The sequence below is a fragment of the Cellulomonas edaphi genome (assembly GCF_030362815.1).
GTDB classification, from domain to species: domain Bacteria; phylum Actinomycetota; class Actinomycetes; order Actinomycetales; family Cellulomonadaceae; genus Cellulomonas; species Cellulomonas edaphi.
This window is the reverse complement of record NZ_JAUCGR010000004.1, coordinates 122367-140180: the sequence shown is the minus strand read 5'-3', so window position 1 is coordinate 140180 and position 17814 is coordinate 122367. Positions and strand designations below refer to the sequence as shown.

General features: G+C 71.0%; 12 protein-coding genes and 1 other RNA gene. 5 read left to right on the top strand and 8 right to left on the bottom strand.

The window, feature by feature from the left end; all coding sequences use genetic code 11:
* The first annotated feature begins 20 nt into the window (after positions 1–20).
* The gene (locus QRT05_RS14225; RefSeq protein ID WP_289447995.1) at positions 21–755 is read left to right on the top strand and encodes an IclR family transcriptional regulator; all 735 of its coding nucleotides are present in this window, start codon (positions 21–23) and stop codon (positions 753–755) included.
* Positions 756–792: 37 nt separating this feature from the next.
* On the top strand, positions 793–1254 hold the full coding sequence (locus QRT05_RS14220; RefSeq protein ID WP_289447994.1) for a phage tail protein: 462 nt from the start codon (positions 793–795) through the stop codon (positions 1252–1254).
* Between the two features lie 8 nt (positions 1255–1262).
* Here the strand turns inward: QRT05_RS14220 and QRT05_RS14215 are convergent, their stop codons facing one another.
* The 4 genes from QRT05_RS14215 to QRT05_RS14200 all read right to left on the bottom strand — a co-directional run bounded on the left by QRT05_RS14215 (position 1263) and on the right by QRT05_RS14200 (position 8050).
* Complete coding sequence (locus QRT05_RS14215) at positions 1263–3416, bottom strand: bifunctional polysaccharide deacetylase/glycosyltransferase family 2 protein (protein WP_289447993.1); 2154 nt, start codon at positions 3414–3416, stop codon at positions 1263–1265.
* A 5-nt stretch (positions 3417–3421) separates the two neighbouring features.
* Positions 3422–4057 carry a hypothetical protein gene (locus tag QRT05_RS14210; RefSeq protein ID WP_289447991.1) on the bottom strand — a complete coding sequence of 212 codons (636 nt, stop codon included), beginning with the start codon at positions 4055–4057 and terminating at the stop codon, positions 3422–3424.
* Positions 4058–4183: 126 nt separating this feature from the next.
* The gene (bglX, locus tag QRT05_RS14205) at positions 4184–6541 is read right to left on the bottom strand and encodes a beta-glucosidase BglX (protein ID WP_289447990.1); all 2358 of its coding nucleotides are present in this window, start codon (positions 6539–6541) and stop codon (positions 4184–4186) included.
* Between the two features lie 213 nt (positions 6542–6754).
* On the bottom strand, positions 6755–8050 hold the full coding sequence (locus QRT05_RS14200; RefSeq protein ID WP_289447989.1) for an alkaline phosphatase: 1296 nt from the start codon (positions 8048–8050) through the stop codon (positions 6755–6757).
* Positions 8051–8430: 380 nt separating this feature from the next.
* Here QRT05_RS14200 and QRT05_RS14195 point away from each other — a divergent pair, with 380 nt between their 5' ends.
* The gene (locus tag QRT05_RS14195; protein ID WP_289447988.1) at positions 8431–11094 is read left to right on the top strand and encodes a discoidin domain-containing protein; all 2664 of its coding nucleotides are present in this window, start codon (positions 8431–8433) and stop codon (positions 11092–11094) included.
* 57 nt (positions 11095–11151) lie between these two features.
* Here QRT05_RS14195 and QRT05_RS14190 read toward each other — a convergent pair whose 3' ends face one another.
* A complete protein-coding gene (locus QRT05_RS14190) occupies positions 11152–12048 on the bottom strand; it encodes an SDR family oxidoreductase (RefSeq protein ID WP_289447987.1) in 897 nt (298 codons plus the stop codon).
* A gap of 297 nt (positions 12049–12345) precedes the next feature.
* On the opposite strand from QRT05_RS14190, the gene QRT05_RS14185 reads away from it, so the two are divergent.
* On the top strand, positions 12346–13305 hold the full coding sequence (locus QRT05_RS14185; RefSeq protein WP_289447985.1) for an HNH endonuclease: 960 nt from the start codon (positions 12346–12348) through the stop codon (positions 13303–13305).
* Between the two features lie 123 nt (positions 13306–13428).
* Here QRT05_RS14185 and ssrA read toward each other — a convergent pair.
* Both ssrA and QRT05_RS14175 read right to left on the bottom strand, forming a co-directional pair.
* Positions 13429–13798, bottom strand: a transfer-messenger RNA (tmRNA) gene (gene ssrA, locus QRT05_RS14180).
* Positions 13799–13871: 73 nt separating this feature from the next.
* On the bottom strand, positions 13872–14921 hold the full coding sequence (locus tag QRT05_RS14175) for a S1C family serine protease (protein WP_289447984.1): 1050 nt from the start codon (positions 14919–14921) through the stop codon (positions 13872–13874).
* Positions 14922–15044: 123 nt separating this feature from the next.
* On the opposite strand from QRT05_RS14175, the gene QRT05_RS14170 reads away from it, so the two are divergent.
* Positions 15045–16103, top strand: a complete 1059-nt coding sequence (locus QRT05_RS14170) for an ATP-dependent DNA ligase (protein ID WP_289447983.1) — start codon at positions 15045–15047, stop codon at positions 16101–16103.
* A gap of 372 nt (positions 16104–16475) precedes the next feature.
* Here the strand turns inward: QRT05_RS14170 and QRT05_RS14165 are convergent, their stop codons facing one another.
* A complete protein-coding gene (locus QRT05_RS14165) occupies positions 16476–17792 on the bottom strand; it encodes a DUF2207 domain-containing protein (protein ID WP_289447982.1) in 1317 nt (438 codons plus the stop codon).
* Positions 17793–17814 lie beyond the last annotated feature (22 nt).

The following is a 17814-nucleotide window of genomic DNA, read 5'->3' as shown; positions in this document are numbered from 1 at the left end:
GACACTCACCGGAGGGCATCGTGAGTTCCGTGCCGGCCGCCGATGCGACCCTGCGCCTGCTCCGCCACCTGTCCCGCACCGGCCCGCTGCCCGCGGCCTCGCTGGCCGCCGCGCTGGAGCTCCCCCGCTCGACGACCTACCACCTGCTGACCGTCCTGGCGGAGCACGGGTTCGTGGTCCATCTGCCCGAGGAGCGCCGCTACGGGCTGGGCCTCGCCGCGTTCGAGCTCGGCTCCGCCTACTCACGCCAGGCGCCGCTGGCCCGCGCGGCCCGGCCGGTGCTCGCGCGGCTCGTCGACCAGGTGGGCGAGAGCGCCCACCTCGCGGTGCTGCACGGCCGCGACGTGCTCTACGTGGTCGAGGAGCGCGCCGTCGGACGACCCGTCCTGGTCACCGACGTCGGCGTCCGCCTGCCCGCCCACCTCACGGCGAGCGGGCGCGCGATCCTCGCCGACCTCCCGTCCGCGCAGGTCCGCGCGCTGTTCCCCTCGCGCGAGGCGTTCGTCGACCGGACGGGCGTCGGGCCCCGGCGGCTGTCCGAGCTGCGGACCATCCTCACCGCGGTGCGGCGCGACGGCTGGGCGTCGGAGCACGGCGACGTGACTCCCGGCTTCGCATCCGTCGCCGTGGCCATGCGCGACCGGACCGGGCACCCCGTCGCCGGGCTCGCCGTGACGTTCGCGCAGGGTGCGGACCCCGCCACCTTTCTCCGCCTCATGCGCGGAGCAGCCACGGAGCTGGCCCGCAGGGTCTAGTTTCGTCGGTGTCCGCTTCGCGATCTGGGGGGTTCACGTGTCGTACGTCGTCGACTTCACCGAGGTGTCCACGGTCGGGCTGGAGTCCTCACCCGTGGCCGACGCGCTCGCCGGCCTGCGGGCCAACGAGGCGCGCTACTTCAAGAACAAGTACGACCACGTCTTCACGACCTTGCCCGCGGCCGCCGCACGGGAGACCGTCGACTGGGTGCACGGCGTCCTCGCCTCCGAGCGCGACCTGGTGATCGCCTCCCCCGCGCTCGAGGCCACCGAGTTCGAGGTGGACGGCGTGCGCTGGGCGTACGTCTTCTACGAGTCCGGCCTGTCGGTCAACGTGCTCTACACGCTCGAGGACGGCGGGAAGCGCGCCGTCGGGTTCAAGCTGTCCGACGGCATGGACGTGCCCGACGAGCTGTCCGCCTTCAAGTTCGCGCGGCAGAAGTCGAAGCTCGCGGGGACCATCCGCGGGTCGTACTTCGTGATCAAGGGCGAGCACTGACCCACGCGTCAGGCGCGCACCACGACCTCGCCCGAGCGGTGCAGCTTGTGCCACGGCAGCCGCACGCCCGCGACGGCACTGGCGATCGACTGGATGACCACCAGGTAGATGAGCTGGCGGTAGAACACCTGCTGGAGCGGCTGGCTCCACATCGGCCGCAGGGTCTCGCCGTCCAGGTGCAGCCCGTAGGCGGTCACCGCCATCTGGAGCACGGCGAAACCTAGCCACACCGCGAGCACCGGCCCGGCGTTGCCCGTGAGCAGGCCGTAGAGCGCGAACAGGTCGATGGCGGGCGCGACCAGCGGCATGAGCACCTGGAAGAAGACGAGGTACGGGATGCCGATCCAGCCCAGCCGGCGCCCTGAGGTCGTGGAGTCGAGCACCGCGCGGCGGTGCTTCCACATGCTCTGCATCGTGCCGTAGCTCCACCGATAACGCTGGCGCCACAGGTCGTTGACGCTGCCGGGGGCCTCGGTCCAGGCGCGGGCGCGCTCCTCGTGCACCACGGTGTACCCGGCGCGCAGGATCGCCATGGTGAGGTCGGTGTCCTCGGCGAGGGTCTCCGAGCTGAGCCCGCCCGCCTCCTCGACCGCCTGCCGCCGGAAGGCACCCGCGGCGCCGGGCACGGTCGTGATGCAGCCCAGCAGGTCCTGCAGACGCCGGTCCAGGTTGAAGCCGGAGACGTACTCCAGGTGCTGCCAGCGCCCCAGCAGTCCCGCGCGGTTGCCCACCTTGGTGTTGCCGCTCACGGCGCCGACCGCGGGGTCCCGCAGCGCCTGGACGAGCAGGCGGATGGTGTCGGGCTCGAACACCGTGTCGCCGTCGAGCATCACGAGGACGTCGTGCGACGCCGCGGCGGTGCCCGCGCGCAGCGCGGCGGCCTTGCCCGCGTTCGCCTGCCGCACCAGCCGGACGCCCGCGAGCCCGAGCGACTCGACGACGTCGCCCGTGCCGTCGGTGGAGCCGTCGTCGATGACGATCACCTCGAGGTCCGGGTAGTTGCTCGCCACCAGGGAGCGCACCGAGCGCTCGATGCCCACCGACTCGTTGTAGGCGGGGACCAGCACGGAGACGGGAGGCAGCGATTCGGGCCCGGCGACGCGGCGCGCCGAGACCCGCACGTGCCGGCGCGCCAGCGCGACGACCATCACCGTCCGGATCATCGTCAGCGCACCGAAGATCAGCATCGACCAGGCCATCACGACGACGAGCCACGACGACGCGTGCACGGCGACCCCCAGCACGCGACCCTGCAGGCTCGGGAGCGTCTCAGCCGGGCGGTTGGCGCCACCCGCGAGCCCGAGCCCGTCGGACACGGTGGTGAACCGGTAGCCCGCCGCACGGTACTTCTCGATGAGCCCGGGCAGCGCCGCGACGGTCTCGGCGCGGTCGCCCCCGCCGTCGTGCAGCAGGACCACCTCGCCGTCGGTGCCGGTCGGGCCGCCGTTCGCGACGATCTGCTCGACCCCCGGGCGGCGCCAGTCCTCCGAGTCCCGGTCGGTCAGCACCACCAGGTACCCGGCGTCCGTGGCGCGCTCCACGGCGCGCAGCTGGGCCGCGTCGAGCGCCCGCGGCGACGAGGAGTAGGGCGGCCGCAGCAGCGAGGTGCTCACGCCCGCCGACCCGGCGAGTCCCAGCTGGCCCAGCGAGAGCTCGAGGTTCGCCCGCCACGACGGCACGGTCGCGAGGTCGGCGTGCGACCAGGTGTGGTCGCCCACCTCGTGCCCGCCCGCCACGATCTTCCGGATGAGCGCGGGGTCCTCGACGGCGCGGGAGCCGACGACGAAGAAGGTGGCCGGCACGTGCTCCCGCGCCAGCACCTCCAGGACCTTCGCGGTCCACACGGGGTCGGGGCCGTCGTCGAACGTCAGCGCGACCGTGCGCTCGGGCAGGGCCACACCGGCCAGGTGGTCGCCGTCGCGCACGATGACCGCGCCCCCGCCCGACGGCGCCGGCACGGGAACAGCCGCCTCCGGCTCGACGGTGCCGGGCTCGCCGACGCTCGACGAGATCGTCTGGAGCCCCAGCGCGAGCGTCAGCACGCCCAGCACCGCCACGAGCAGCACCCAGTGCGCGACCGCCCGGCGCGGCGTCGCGTACTCCGCGTGCACGGCCCGGCGGCGCGAGGGCGCAGCCGAGAGCTCGACCAGCTCGTCCAGCACGCCGGTCAGCCCTTCGTGGGGTGCGGGTGCGGCGTCTTGGTCGCGGCCGGCTGAGGCTTCGCCGTGGGCTTGCCCCCGCCGCGGTCGCCGGAGTGGCCCGGCGCGGTCCCCGAGGCGCCCGGGCGTGCGCTCGGCGTCGCCGACGGCGTGCCGGACGGCGAGGGCGTCGTGGTCGCGGCGGGCGACGGCGTGGCCGTCGCCGGTGCGGTGGGCGACGCGCTGCGCGTCGGGCGCGCGCTGGCGGTCGCCCGAGGACGCGCGGTGGCCTCCGCGGTGGTGCGATCCGTCGTCGCGATGGTGCGGGCCTGTGGTGCCGCACCGCCGCCCGACGCGTCCTCGTCGTCCGATGCGGAGCGGGTGGACGGCGCGCCCGACGGCGTGAGCAGGCTCGACGGCGACCGGGAGTCGGGCCCGGCGTCGGCCAGCGCGGGCGCGACGGGACCCGGAAGCAGCGGGCCCAGGCCGGGGATCACGAGCCGGTTCAGGCCGACCGGGAGGAGGAGAGCCACCACGACGAGCACGGCGTAGAGCCCGCACAGGCCGCCGGCGGCCCACATGATGCGGCGCACCGTGCGCCCACGACGGCCCGAGGGGTCGACGAACACCGGTCGCGACGATCCCGACTCGCCCTGCATGCTCACCTCCCGGCTCAATGACCGCGAGATTCTGCCACGTCGGCGCAAGACAGGGCGATTCGCCCAGGTCAGCGCACGACAGCGGCCCTCGTCGGGACGAGGGCCGCTGCGCGACGCGACGGGCCTAGCGCGTCACTTGACCGTGAACGAGGCGGTCTCGGTGGCGGCGGACGAGTCCCCGCCGAACACCTGGATCTCCCCCGGCTCCACCACGAACTTGCCCCGGTTGTCGTAGAAGCCGAAGTCGCTCTTGTCGAGGGTGAACGTCACCTTCGTGGACTCCCCGGCGTCGAGCGTCACGCGCTCGAAGCCGCGCAGCCGGCGCACCGGCTGGGACAGGCTCGCGACGGGGTCGTGGATGTAGAGCTGCACCACCTCGTCGCCGGCTCGGTCGCCCGTGTTCTTCACGTTCATGGAGACCGTCACGCTGCCGTTGCGCCCCACCTTCGTCTTGCTCAGGGCCGGCTTGGAGATGTCGAACGACGTGTAGCTCAGGCCGTAGCCGAACGAGAACAGCGGCTCGCACGTGGGCAGGTCGCGGTACCGCGAGTTCCACTTGAAGGTCGGGTCGCACGGACGTCCCGACGGCTCGTGGTTGTAGTACGTCGGCACGGTGCCCACGCCCCGCGGGAACGTCACGGGCAGTTTGCCGCCGGGATTGACCTTGCCGTAGAGCACGTCGGCGACGGCGTTGCCGCCCTCGGTGCCCGGGAACCAGGCCTCGAGGATCGCCGCCGGCTTGTCGACGACCCCCGTGAGGTCCAGCGGCCGGCCGTTGAACAGCACCACCACGACGGGCTTGCCCGTGGCGGCGACCGCCTTGAGCAGGTCCTCCTGGTAGCCCGGCAGGTCCAGCTGGCTGCGGGCGTTGGACTCGCCGCTCATGAACCCGCTCTCGCCGAGCGCGAGCACCACCTGGTCGGCGTCGTTCGCGGCGTTGACGGCGTCCTGGATCGACGTCCCGTCCTCGCCGGGTCCGGCGCACACCTCATCGTCGGGCGTCAGGGGCGGGACCGCGTTGTTGGGCGGGTCGAAGTTGTGCGCCAGGTTGCACGCCGCCGTGTACGTCACCGGCGCCGAGCTGGCCGCCTTCAACCCGTCGAGCAGCGTGACGAACTTGGGGGCGAGCTCGTCCGAGCCCCGGCCCGACCACGGGCCGAGCATCTCGTCGACCGTCTGGCCGAACGGGCCGATGAGCGCCGTCGACTTGGTCGTGTCGAGCGGCAGCGCCTCACCCTCGTTCTTCAGCAGCACCATCGAGCGACCCGCGGCCCAACGCGCCTTGGCGAGGTCGGCCGGCTTGCCGTAGCTCGCGGCGTTGCTGGCCTTCTCGACGTCGACGTACGGGTGCTCGAACAGGCCCGCGCGGAACTTGACGCGCAGGATGCGCTTCACCGCGTCGTTGAGGCGGGTGATCGAGATCTTCCCGTCGCTCAGCAGCTCCTTGCCGTAGTCGCGCAGGTAGGTGCTGACCATCTCCGAGTCGGTGCCGGCCATCAGTGCCGCGGCGCCCGCGTCGGGGCCGTCGGCGGCGATGCCGTGGCCGCACGGGCCCTCGTCGGGCTTCACCGGCGGGCAGGCCCGCAGCTCGGCGACGGCGGTGTAGTCGCTCTCGATGAAGCCGTCGAAGCCCCACTCCTTCTTCAGGATGTCGGTCTCGGTGTACTTGTTGGCGCACCCGGGAACCCCGTTGAGGGAGTTGAAGGAGCACATCACCGTGTCGGCGCCGGCGTCGATGGCGGCCTTGAACGGCGGGAGGTACAGGTTGCGGAGCCGCTGCTCCGACATGTCAGTGGTGTTGTAGTCACGCCCGCCCTCGGGCTGGCCGTAGCCGACGTAGTGCTTCACGCTCGCAACGACCTTGTTGCGCGCGCTGTAGTCGGTGCCCTGGGTGCCCTTGACGCGGGCCGCCGCGAACACCGAGCCCAGGTACGGGTCCTCCCCCGCGCCCTCGACGATGCGGCCCCAGCGCGGTTCGTGCGAGACGTCGACCATGGGGCTGTAGACCTGCTTGAGGCCCTGGATGGCGGACTCCTTCGCGCCGACGGCGGCGTCGGTGCGGCCCACGGCGGGGTCGAAGGAGCTCGCGGCGCCGAGAGGCACCGGGAAGATCGTCCGGTAGCCGTGGATGGTGTCGTAGGCGAACAAGATGGGGATGTGCAGCCGGGACTGCTCGACGGCGACGTGCTGCAGGTGGTTGATCTGCTCGGCGTCGACGAGGCTGAACACCGATCCGACGCCGGCCTTGGCGTCGGCGTCGGTGACCTGACCGTCGGAGAGTAGCTGGACCTGCTGGAGCTTCTCCTGCGTGGTCATGCGCGCCAGCAGCCGGTTGACCCTCTGCTCGATCGTCTTGGCGGCTGGTTGCCGCGTGGGTGCCAGCGCCTGGTCCTCGCTGGACACGTTGGCCGCGATGGCCGTTCCACCCGCCGCGAACGCCAGCGCGAACGCCGTCCCGATCGCGGCGGTCCTTCGTCCGATCCTTGCCATGGGGAACACCTCCCTGTGTATTTGTTGTGAGTCCCCCCGGACTTGTCACTGTCGTCCTGTCGGGCGAATCGCGCACTTTGCGGGGGCCTGCGTCCTCCGGCGCGGGGGCCATGCGCGGCACCGCTCGGGCAACACCCGCGCAGCGCACCCGCGACGCCGAGGCGGCCGACGAGCTCGTCGACCGCCTCGGGCTCCTTCAGTTGGCCTGCGGGGCTACTTCTTCCCGCGCATGGCATGCAGCACGACGTCGAACACGTTCGTGTTGTCCTGCACGCGCGCGAGCCGCTCCGCCCCCGGCCCCTGGGCCGTCAGAGGCGTCGCGGCGCCGGTGTGCGCGCCCGTCGTCCAGTCGATCGTGAACTGCAGGTTGCTGTTCGCGATGTCGAACGGCCCGTCCTCGAGGCTCTGCACCACGCCGGGCTTCGTGCTGGCCGGGTCGCCGGACTCGTCGTCCGCGCTGACGTTCTCGATGGCCAGGCCGCCGGTCTCGTGGTCGCCCACCACGACGATCAGCGTCCCGGGGTGCCGCTTCGCGAAGCTGGTCACCAGCGCCACCGTGTCGTCGAGCGCTTCGCCGGCCTTCAGCGTGAGGCCCGCGTTGTTGGCGTGCTCCATCTCGTCGATGCCCTCCTCCTCCACCATGAGGAAGAAGCCGCGGCGGTGGTCGGACAGCACGTCGAGCGCCTTGGCCGTCATCGTCGCCAGCGGCACCACGGGCGCGTACTCGTCGCCCTGTCCCTCGGGCGCCTGCTCGAACATCTCCTCGTTCGCGAACAGCCCGAGGATCTGGTGGGAGCGCGTGGCCCTCAGCTGGGCGGCGGTGCTGACGTAGGTGTACCCCTCGCGCTTCGCCAGCGTGACGAGGTTGCCGATCTCGCTGCGGCTGACCTCGGGTCGCGGGTCGGCGGGGTCGTCGGGGTAGGCGCCCGGGTTGCCCGTGGGGTACCACCAGTCCTCGCCGCCGCCGAGGATCACGTCGGGCTTGGTCTCCTCGATGAACTGCCGGGCGATCTCGCTCTGGTCGCCACGGTCGGGCACGTGGGACCCGAACGCGGCCGGTGTCGCGTCGGTGACCTGGGCGGTGGTGACCAGCCCGGTCGCCTTGCGCAGGTCGTTGGCGTGCTCGAGCAGCGTCTTGACCGGGTTGCCGTCCACGTCCACCGAGACCGCGCCGTTGTAGGTACGGACGCCGGTGGCGAACGCGGTCGCCGCCGCGGCCGAGTCGGTGACCGCCTCGTCGGGGTCCAGGGAGTCGGTGTGGGTCCAGCCGGCGTAGCGCAGCGAGTCCATCGCCAGCTCGCCGTCCTTGCCGACCGAGTGGAGCCGGATGGCCTCGCGGGCGGCGATGCTCATGCCGTCCCCCACCATCAGGATCACGTTCTTCGCCGCGGTGGCGTGGCCGCGGTCCTTGCCATGGTCGTGGCCGCCGATCCCCCCGGCGGCCAGCCCCGTCGCGAGCGCCCCGGCAGCCGCCGTGGCGATCCACGCGCGTCGTGCGTTGGTCTGCATCGTGCACCCCCAGCCGGACGACGTTGTCCGGGTTGGTGTGGGCGTCGGCTTCTTGGCGCCCGATGGTCCATCGTCGGGCGCTCGCCCACGGCGCGCATCTCCGGGCCCGCGTGCGCGCCCGAGCCGGTTCCGTCCCCCTCTGGCGCGAAAGGGGGGTTTGCACTTACTGTCCTGTCAGTAGCCAAACGGACGAGGCAAGGTCGCCCCGTCCGGCTGCCGGTAGTACCGGACTCACAAGCAGTACCGGACTCACAAGCAGTACCGGACTCACAAGGTCGTGATCGTCCTCACGCGGGTTGACCCCCGTGCACCTGCTCCTCCCTTGCACCGACGCGTCCCGCGACGCGCCGGCCTCCTCCGACCTCCAAGGAGCCTCACCCATGTCCCCATCCACTGGGGGCGCCACGCACGTGGCACCCACGTCGCTCTCGCGGCGCCTGATCGTCGTCATGCTCACCGCGGTGGCGTTGCTCGTGTCGCTCGTCACCGTCACGCCGCTCGTCCCGGCCGCGCACGGCGCCGGACCGCTGATCTCCCAGGGCAAGCCGGTCACGGCGTCCTCGGTGGAGAACGGCGGGACCGCCGCGGTGAACGCCGTCGACGGCAACACGGGCACGCGCTGGTCCAGCGCCGCATCCGACCCGCAGTGGATCCAGGTCGACCTGGGCTCGACGGTCGCCATCGACCAGGTGGTCCTCAACTGGGAGGCGGCCTACGGGCGCGCCTACCAGATCCAGGTCTCCGACTCCGCCACGGGCCCTTGGACCAACGTCTACTCGACGACCACCGGTGACGGCGGCGTGGACACCCTCGCGGTGACCGGCTCGGGCCGCTACGTCCGCATGAACGGCACGCAGCGGGCCACGGGCTACGGCTACTCGCTGTGGGAGTTCCAGGTGTTCGGCGCTGGGACCCCGCCCACCACCACGTGCGACACGAGCGTGAACGCGGCCCTGAACAAGCCCTCGTCGGCCTCGTCGACGGAGAACGCGGGCACCCCGGCCTCCGCCGCCTTCGACTCGAGCACCACCACCCGCTGGTCCAGCGCGGCCTCCGACCCGCAGTGGATCCAGGTGGACCTGGGCAGCACGCAGAGCATCTGCCGCGTCGTGCTCAACTGGGAGGCGGCCTACGGCCGCGCGTACCAGGTCCAGACGAGCGACTCGTCGACCGGTCCGTGGACGACCATCTCCTCCACCACCACCGGTGACGGCGGCATCGACTCGCTGGCGGTCACCGGCAGCGGTCGCTACGTGCGCCTGACCGGCACGACGCGCGCCACGGTCTACGGCTACTCGCTGTGGGACGTACAGATCAACACAGGAGGCGGCACCACGAACCCGACCACGTGCGCGGCCCAGCCGACGGTCCCCGACTTCGGCCCCAACGTCCGCATCTTCGAGGACAGCACGCCCGACGCCACCATCCAGGCCTCGCTCAACGAGGTCTTCGAGGCGCAGAAGGACACGCAGGCCCACCAGTTCCACGACCGGCGTGACGCCTTCCTGTTCAAGCCGGGCTCGTACAACGTGTACGCCAACATCGGCTTCAACACCTCCATCCAGGGCCTGTCTCAGAACCCCGACGGCACGACGATCAACGGCGGCGTCACCGTCGACGCGTTCAACGCCAGCGACGCGGGCAACGCGACGCAGAACTTCTGGCGCAGCGCCGAGAACCTGACGATCAACACCAACGGCGGGCGCAACCGCTGGGGCGTGTCCCAGGCGGCGCCGTTCCGCCGCATGAACGTGCTCGGCGGGCTCGACCTGTTCCCGGCGTCGTACGGCTGGTCGTCGGGCGGCTACATCTCCGACACCCGAGTCTCCGGCTCCGTGGAGTCGGCCTCGCAGCAGCAGTGGTACAGCAAGGACAGCACGTTCGGCAGCTGGAGCGGCTCCAACTGGAACATGGTCTTCTCGGGCGTGAACGGCGCCCCGGCGACCAACTTCTCCACCTCGCCCAGCGGCGTGCACCACACGAACGTGGGCAGCACGCCCACCTCGCGTGACGTCCCGTACATCTACTTCGCCAACAACGAGTACCGGCTGTTCCTGCCGGACCTGCGCACCAACGCGAACGGCCCCAGCTGGGCCGTCGGCGCGCCGACCCCGGGCACGTCGGTGAGCTTCAGCCAGGTGTTCGTGGCTCGTCCGTCGGACAGCGCCGCGACCATCAACGCCCGCATCGCGGGCGGCTGCCACGTCGTGTTCTCGCCCGGCATCTACAACCTCGACGCCCCGATCGTGGTGAACCGGGCCAACACGGTGCTGCTCGGCATGGGCTACGCCACGCTCGTCCCGCAGGGCGGCGTCACGGCCATCTCGGTGGGCGACGTCGACGGCGTCCGCGTCAAGGGCATGTTCATCGACGCCGGCACCACCAACAGCACCTCGCTGATGACGGTCGGCACCACTGCGGGCATCGGCACCAGTCGCGCCGCCAACCCGGTGACCGTGCAGGACGTCTTCTTCCGCATCGGCGGCCGCGTGGCCGGCAAGGCGACCAACTCGCTGGTGGTCAACAGCAGCAACACGATCGTCGACCACACCTGGATGTGGCGCGCCGACCACGGCAACGGCGGCACCGTCGGCTGGACGATCAACACGGCCGACACCGGCCTGGTGGTCAACGGCAACAACGTGCTCGCGACCGGCCTGTTCGTCGAGCACTACCAGAAGTACGAGGTCATCTGGAACGGCCAGGGCGGACGGATCATCTTCTTCCAGAACGAGAAGCCCTACGACCCGCCGAACCAGGCCGCGTGGATGAACGGCTCCAACCAGGGCTACGCGTCGATCAAGGTCGCAGAGTCGGTGACGTCGTTCCTCGGACAGGGCCTCGGCAGCTACGTGTTCTTCCAGGCCAACCCGGCGGTGAACCTGTCGCACACGTTCGAGTCGCCCGTGAATGCGAACGTGCGCTGGCAGAACATGGCCATCGTGTCGCTCGGCGGGGTGGGAAGCATGTCCCACGTGATCAACGACGCCGGGCCGGGGGTGAACAGCTCGACGAACAATGCGTACATGCTGAGCTACCCGTGATATTCCTCAGGTGACGGACGCCGGCCGGCCCGCATTGGCGGGTCGGCCGGCGTCTTGTCACGGCACGTTCGCGCCGCCGTTGACGTTGATGACCTCGCCCACCACGAAGCTGGACTCCGGCGAGGCGAGGAACACATACGCCGGCGCCTGCTCCACCGGTTGGCTCGTCCGACCCAGCCAGGACGACTCCCCGAAACCATCCAGCTTCTCGCTCGGCTGCCCGTCGGTGACCTGCAGCGGCGTCCACACCGGCCCCGGCGCGACGGCGTTCACGCGGATCCCGCGCGGCGCGAGGTCCGCGGCGAGCGCCTTGGTGAAGCCGATGATCGCGAACTTGGTCGAGGCGTAGTTGATGATCATCGGCGAGGGGTTGTACCCCTGCACCGACGTGCTGTTGATGATCGTCGACCCGGGCGGCAGGTGCGGCAGCGCCTCGCGCGTGATCCAGAACATCGCGTAGACGTTGGTCTGGATGGTGCGGTCCAGGTCCTGCTCGTCCAGCTCGTCGAACGACTGGTGATACACCTGGTGCGCGGCGTTGTTCACCAGGATGTCCAGCCCACCGAGACCCTCCACCGCATCGGCAACGAGCGAGCTGCAGAACTCGCGGTCGCGGATGTCCCCGGGCAGCAGCACCGCCTTGCGTCCCGCCGCCAGCACGTGGGCCGCGATGGCCTCCGCGTCGACCTGCTCCTCCGGCAGGTAGCTCAGGGCCACGTCCACGCCCTCGCGCGCGAACGCGATGGCGACGGCTGCGCCGATCCCGGAGTCGCCGCCGGTGATGAGAGCCTTGCGCCCCGGGAGCCTTCCAGTGCCGCGGTAGGTGGTCTCGCCGTGGTCGGCCTTGGGGTCGAGCTCGGCGTCGAGGCCCGGGAGCGGCTGCCAGGAGGCGTGCGGCTTGATGTGCGCGTGGCGCTCGACCGGGTTGTCGAAGGTGAGTTGGTCCGGCGACATGCGGGTCTCCTTCGCGGCAGTCGGCATGACGCGGAGTCGCATCGATGCCCTGCGCGTGACGATAGTGGCGAGCAGGACACGAGTGCTCGGGTGCCTCCGTGGGTGATGCATCGGCTTGACGGCTTGGACGTCACCAAAGCCCGCGCCGGCCATCGTCTCTCCCAGTACACAGACGATCGGTCGGCTCTCTGCCGCGCTATCTGGGGAGATCTCGCGTCCGCCGCCGACACCCGCCGACGGACCCGTGCCAAGCTTCGTCCCATGGAGAGTGGGTCCCCGCGTCGCGCCTGGTTGCTCATGGCGGCGGGCGACGACCGGGGCCACGGCGGGAACGTCGGCTACGACGACCAGGTCGACGCCTACTACTCCTGGGACAGCAATGTCCCCAATCACAAGAATCTCGCCGTCGGGGATCCGATCGCCCTATGGGACAAGCAGCGCTTGCTCGGGATCTCAGCTATCGAGGCGATTGAGTCGTCTCCCGGCACCAAGCTGCTCAGCCGATGCCCGGAGTGCGGCACGACGCGGATCGGTTCGCGAAAGAATTCCGTGCCGCAGTTCAGGTGCATGAAATGCCGTCACGAGTTTGCGACGCCGCGCGGCGACCTAGTCGAGGTGACGCTGTACACCGCGCGGTACGACGCAGCCTGGACGTCTCTGGAAGGCGTCTTGAACGAGCGAGAGGTTCGAAGCCTCGCCGTCAACTCTCGCGAGTTCAACGCGATGCGCCCGCTCGACTGGGCAGCGTTGCGTCAGGCGCTTCTCACGAAGGACGCGGACCGCGCAGTCGCTCGCGTGACCGCACGCGCCGACCTCAGCTGGCATTCACCGTCGGACGCGGGCGTCGGACTCGTTCACGGCTTCGGTCGGGCACTTGTTCGAGTCCGCCGGGGCCAGCAACAGTTCCGGTCGAGCCTGCTCGCCACCCAAGGCAGCGTGTGCGCGTTCACGGGCGCGGCCCCGCCTCGCGTCCTGGAGGCCGGGCATCTGTACAGCTACGCCCAGGTCGGCACGCACCACAAGCACGGCGGGCTCATGCTGCGACGGGACATCCACCGCCTGTTCGACGACGGCATGCTCGCGGTGGAGCCAGCGAAGCTCCGGATCGACGTAGCGCAGCCCCTGGCCGCCTACCCGCAGTACGCCCGGCTTCACGGCGAGCGTCTGACGCTGCGACTGCAAGACGAACAGGTCGACTGGCTCGGCAAGCACTGGGACGAGCATCGAGCGGCCGGAGGTCAGCGCATCTTCGGGTAACAAGCCCGAGCGCGACGGTAGAGGCGGCTTCCGGACTTCCGAACACGCCAGAGTGCTCGGGCAATGCTCTGCGCCCGTACGCATACGAATGCCCGGCCTCCGAGGGAGGCCGGGCATCGCACGACGTGGAGGTGGCGGGAATCGAACCCGCGTCCGATGACGAGAAACCAGGACTTCTCCGGGTGCAGTCTGCTGATGATTTTCTCGGCCCCCATCTCCCCGCAGACAGGAAGATGGACGGGCTCAGTCAGCTAAGAGTCCCGGCCGTCACACTGACGATGACGACCAGCAGTGGCTCTCTAAATGACGCTGGTTACTGAGTCGAGAGCGTACTCAGGCCAACGGACTTCGAAGACTCGCTCAGGCGGCGAGTGCGAAGTCGGTGCGCTTGGAATCGGCACCTATTGGTTTGCACGGATCGTTTACGAGATAACCGTGCATCCTCGACCCGCTTCTCCTGGTTCGACGATCACCGTCGAAACCGATCACCCCCATGTTCAGTTTTCAAGCGACCCCGAGGGGCCGTCGCCCAGTCTACCCGCACCAGCGCGACCGGTCATCGTGAATCACACCACCGCGCCGACGTCGAGGGCCGGGTCGAGCCGAACCGCCACCGCGAGGGCGTCGGCGATCGAGATCGCGTAGGCCACGGTGTACCGGCCGTCGGTCGCCATCGCCGTGGTCATGCCCACCACCTCCCCCTCGTCGTCCAGCACGGGGCCGCCGGAGTCGCCCTCGACCACCGGTGACGAGAACGCCAGCAGGCCGGAGACCGACTCGGTCGACGTCGTCACCGTCTGGTCCAGCGCGAGGACCGAGCCCGACGCGGCCACCAGCGAGCCGGCGCCCTCGGCGTTGCCGACGGCGGTCACCGCGTCTCCCACTGCCGCGCCGGAGTCGTCGTCGAGCGTGACGGTGGCCAGGTCGGAGGCGTCGGCGAGCTGGAGCACCGCGACGTCGGCGCGGGCGTCGGTCGCCACCACGGTCGCGGTCCAGGCCTGGCCGGTCGACGGGTCCGCCACCTCGATCGCAGTGGCGCCGTCGATGACGTGGTTGTTGGTCAGCACCACCCCGTCGGGCGTCAGCACCATCGCGGTGCCCGCGGAGACGACCTGGCGGGCGTCGGCCGTCGCGGTGACCGTCACGACGCCCGCCGCCGAGACCGTCGAGACCCCCGGCCACGACGGCGCCGCAGGAAGGTCGGCGGGCACGTACGCGGGGGTCTGCGGGTCGGACTCGGCCGACGAGGGTGTCGAGGGGCTGCGTTCCAAGGCGATCGCGCCGCCCGCGCCCACAGACAGGCCGACGACGAGTGCCGCGCCGATCGCCGCCCCGCGCTGCAGACGCCCACGGCCGGATGCACCGACAAGCACCGGCGCGGGAACTGGAGCGTCCACGCCGGCCAGCAACGAGGCGGGCAGCGACGACGGCGACGAGCCCGACGACGCGGTCAGCGAGACGACAACCGGGGCCGGGACGGCAGAAGGCCCAGGCGGTGACCCGGCGTTGGGCAGTGACGCCAGCAGCGGCGCGAGCATGCCACCCTCCGGCACGTCGTCGTCCCACCGGGCAGCTGGATCGCCTGTGGGCTGAGTGGGTTCGCGGTGCTCGTCCATCGTCCCGGCCTCCTTTCCGGCGCCCCGGCGGCGCCGTCAGGGAACAGACAACTGCGCGAACCCGGCAAACCTCTGGGGCGAACCCGTGAGAATCCTGTGGGTGATCCGGTGCAGGATGACGGGATGGACCTTCCCGTGATGCCGCCGGTCGCGCCGATGCTCGCCAAGTCCGTCAAGGAGATCCCCGACGTCGGGCACGTCGAGCCCAAGTGGGACGGGTTCCGCACCATCGTGTTCCGCGACGGCGACGAGGTGGAGCTCGGCAGCCGCAACGAGAAGCCGATGACGCGCTACTTCCCCGAGCTGGTCGAGTCGATCAAGGCCAACACCCCGGACCGGTGCGTGCTCGACGGCGAGATCATCATCGTCACGGGCGACCGGCTGGACTTCGACGCGCTCCAGCAGCGCATCCACCCCGCCGCGAGCCGGGTGAAGCTGCTGTCCGAGCAGACCCCGGCGAGCTTCGTCGCGTTCGACGTGCTGGCCCTCGACGACGAGGACCTCACGCACACGCCGTTCGCCGAGCGGCGGCGCCGCCTGGAGGACGCCCTCAAGGACGCCAAGGCGCCCGTCCACATCACGCCGGCAACCAGCGACCTGGCGACCGCGCAGCAGTGGTTCACCCAGTTCGAGGGCGCGGGGCTCGACGGGGTTGTCGCCAAGCCCGTCGACGGGATCTACCAGCCCGACAAGCGGGCCATGTTCAAGATCAAGCACGAGCGCACCGCGGATTGCGTGGTCGCCGGGTACCGGTGGCACAAGAGCGGCGACATCGTCGGCTCGCTGCTGCTGGGCCTCTACACCGACGACGGTCGGCTGCAGCACGTGGGCGTCGTCGCGAGCTTTCCGATGGCCCGGCGCGCGAGCCTGGTCGAAGAGCTGGCGCCGCTGCGCACCGAGATCGAGGACCACCCATGGGGCCAGTGGGCCGACCAGAGCGCGCACGAGGGCAAGCGCATGCCCGGCAGCGTGAGCCGCTGGAACGCGGGCAAGGACCTGTCGTTCGTGCCGCTCAATCCGGAGCTGGTGGTCGAGGTGGCCTACGACCACATGGAGGGCGACCGCTTCCGGCACACCACCCAGTTCCGCCGCTGGCGCACCGACCGCGACGCCGAGAGCTGCACCTACGACCAGCTCGAGGAGCCGGTCCGCTTCGACCTGGCCGACATCCTGCGCGGCTAGGGCGGCGCCCCGAGGCTGCGGTTGCCACCAGTCAGGCGCTCCGTCGCCTCAGCGACCGGACGTCCGGCGCTCAGTCGCCCCCTCCGCCGCCACCGTCGGAGCAGCCGCCATCGAACCCGCCGTCACCACCCCCGTGGAATCCGCCGAAGCCGTGGTCACCGCCGAACCCGTGATGCCCGCCGAAGCCGTGCCCGCCGCTCCCGTGATGCCCGCCGGCCGCGCTCCCGGTGCCCCAGCCATCTGACCCGCCACCCCCGAACCACACCCCGCCATGGCCCGACCCGCCGTCACGCCGTCCGACCGACTTCTGCCCGGACGACTGGCGCACCAGCCCGATCACCACGAGCACGACGGCCATGGTGATGACCAGCCCTACCACGACCCACCGCCTCCCCCGCCGGCTCCCCCGCCTGCACCGGCATCGCCGCCGAACCCGCCGCCACCGCCGGCCCCCATCCCGGAGCTGAACGAGGAGTGGTGCGACGGGCTGAAGGAGGAGTGGTGGTGGTGCATCGGCGGCCGCACGTGGTTCCAGAAGACCGGGAGCATCCCCGCGAAGAACATCGCCTGGTGCCACGCACGCTCTCGCGCGGACATCGCGTCGTCGGCCGGCCTCAACGGCACCATGCTCCAGTTGGCACGCCCGCGCGGGCCGGACGGCGCCACGGGGTCCATGCGCAGGTACCCCTGCGCGGCGAGGGACATCACCTCCGCGGGCGGCTCGCCCGGGCCGGACCCCCTGCGCACCATGGCAATCACGATCGCGACGACGACCCCGACGACCCCGAGCCCGATCACGACGCCAACCCCTGCCGCCGCGCCCTCGACGCCAACTCCGCCGCTCGACTCCTCGACCCACTCCCCATCAGGGCCCAGCACGAACGACGGCGGCAACCCGTCGTCGCCCAGTTCCAGGTCGCCGGAGGGAAGCCCCTCCTCGGCCCAGGTATCGTCCGAGCCGCCCTCGGACGGCTCGAACACCGCCGAAGCCCCGGGGAACGTCCCCGCGGGCCACCCGGCCACCACGGTCAGCGCCTCCCCCGGCTCGAGCGCGTCCTGCGTGAACGTCGCGCCATCGGCCGTCACGTCCGACGACGAGCACGACGCGGTGGTCCCGAGCTCGCCGGCGAAGCAGCGCGCCCGCTCGACGGCGGCCGGCCCGCTGACGGTCACCGACACGTCGGACAGCGGCAGCTCCCAGTCCGGCCCGATCGGGTCCCAGTAGAGCTGGTCGCCGTCGCCCGTGGTCTTGGCGGTGTTCACGAGGTCGGTGACCGTGTACTCGACGTGGTACTGCTGCAGCCCGGCGACGTCCCCCTTGGCCGGGTCGCCGATCCGCACCTCGACCGCGTCGCCCGTGTCCCGGACGTCGAGGCCTGCGGGCGCGCCGGTGGGGCTGGATGCGCTGAAGTCGTCGATCCCGTACACGCGCACGCGGCCGTCGTCGGTCGATTCCCGCTCGGGGATCGTGAGGAACGGCCCGTGGCCGGGGGTGTTCGCGAAGTCGAGCGTCAGGTCGAGCTCGACGTGCGCGGTGCCGTCGGCGTCGAGCGCAACGGACTCCGCGTAGTGGGTGATCTGCTGACCACCATCGGCGGCAGAGGCGGCAGAGCCGGCAGTGGCAGCCGAGGCGGCCGACGGCAGCAGCACGCCGACCAGCCCAGCGACCGCGACAGCGACGCTTCTCATTCTTTCCCCCTCGCGTCCGCCA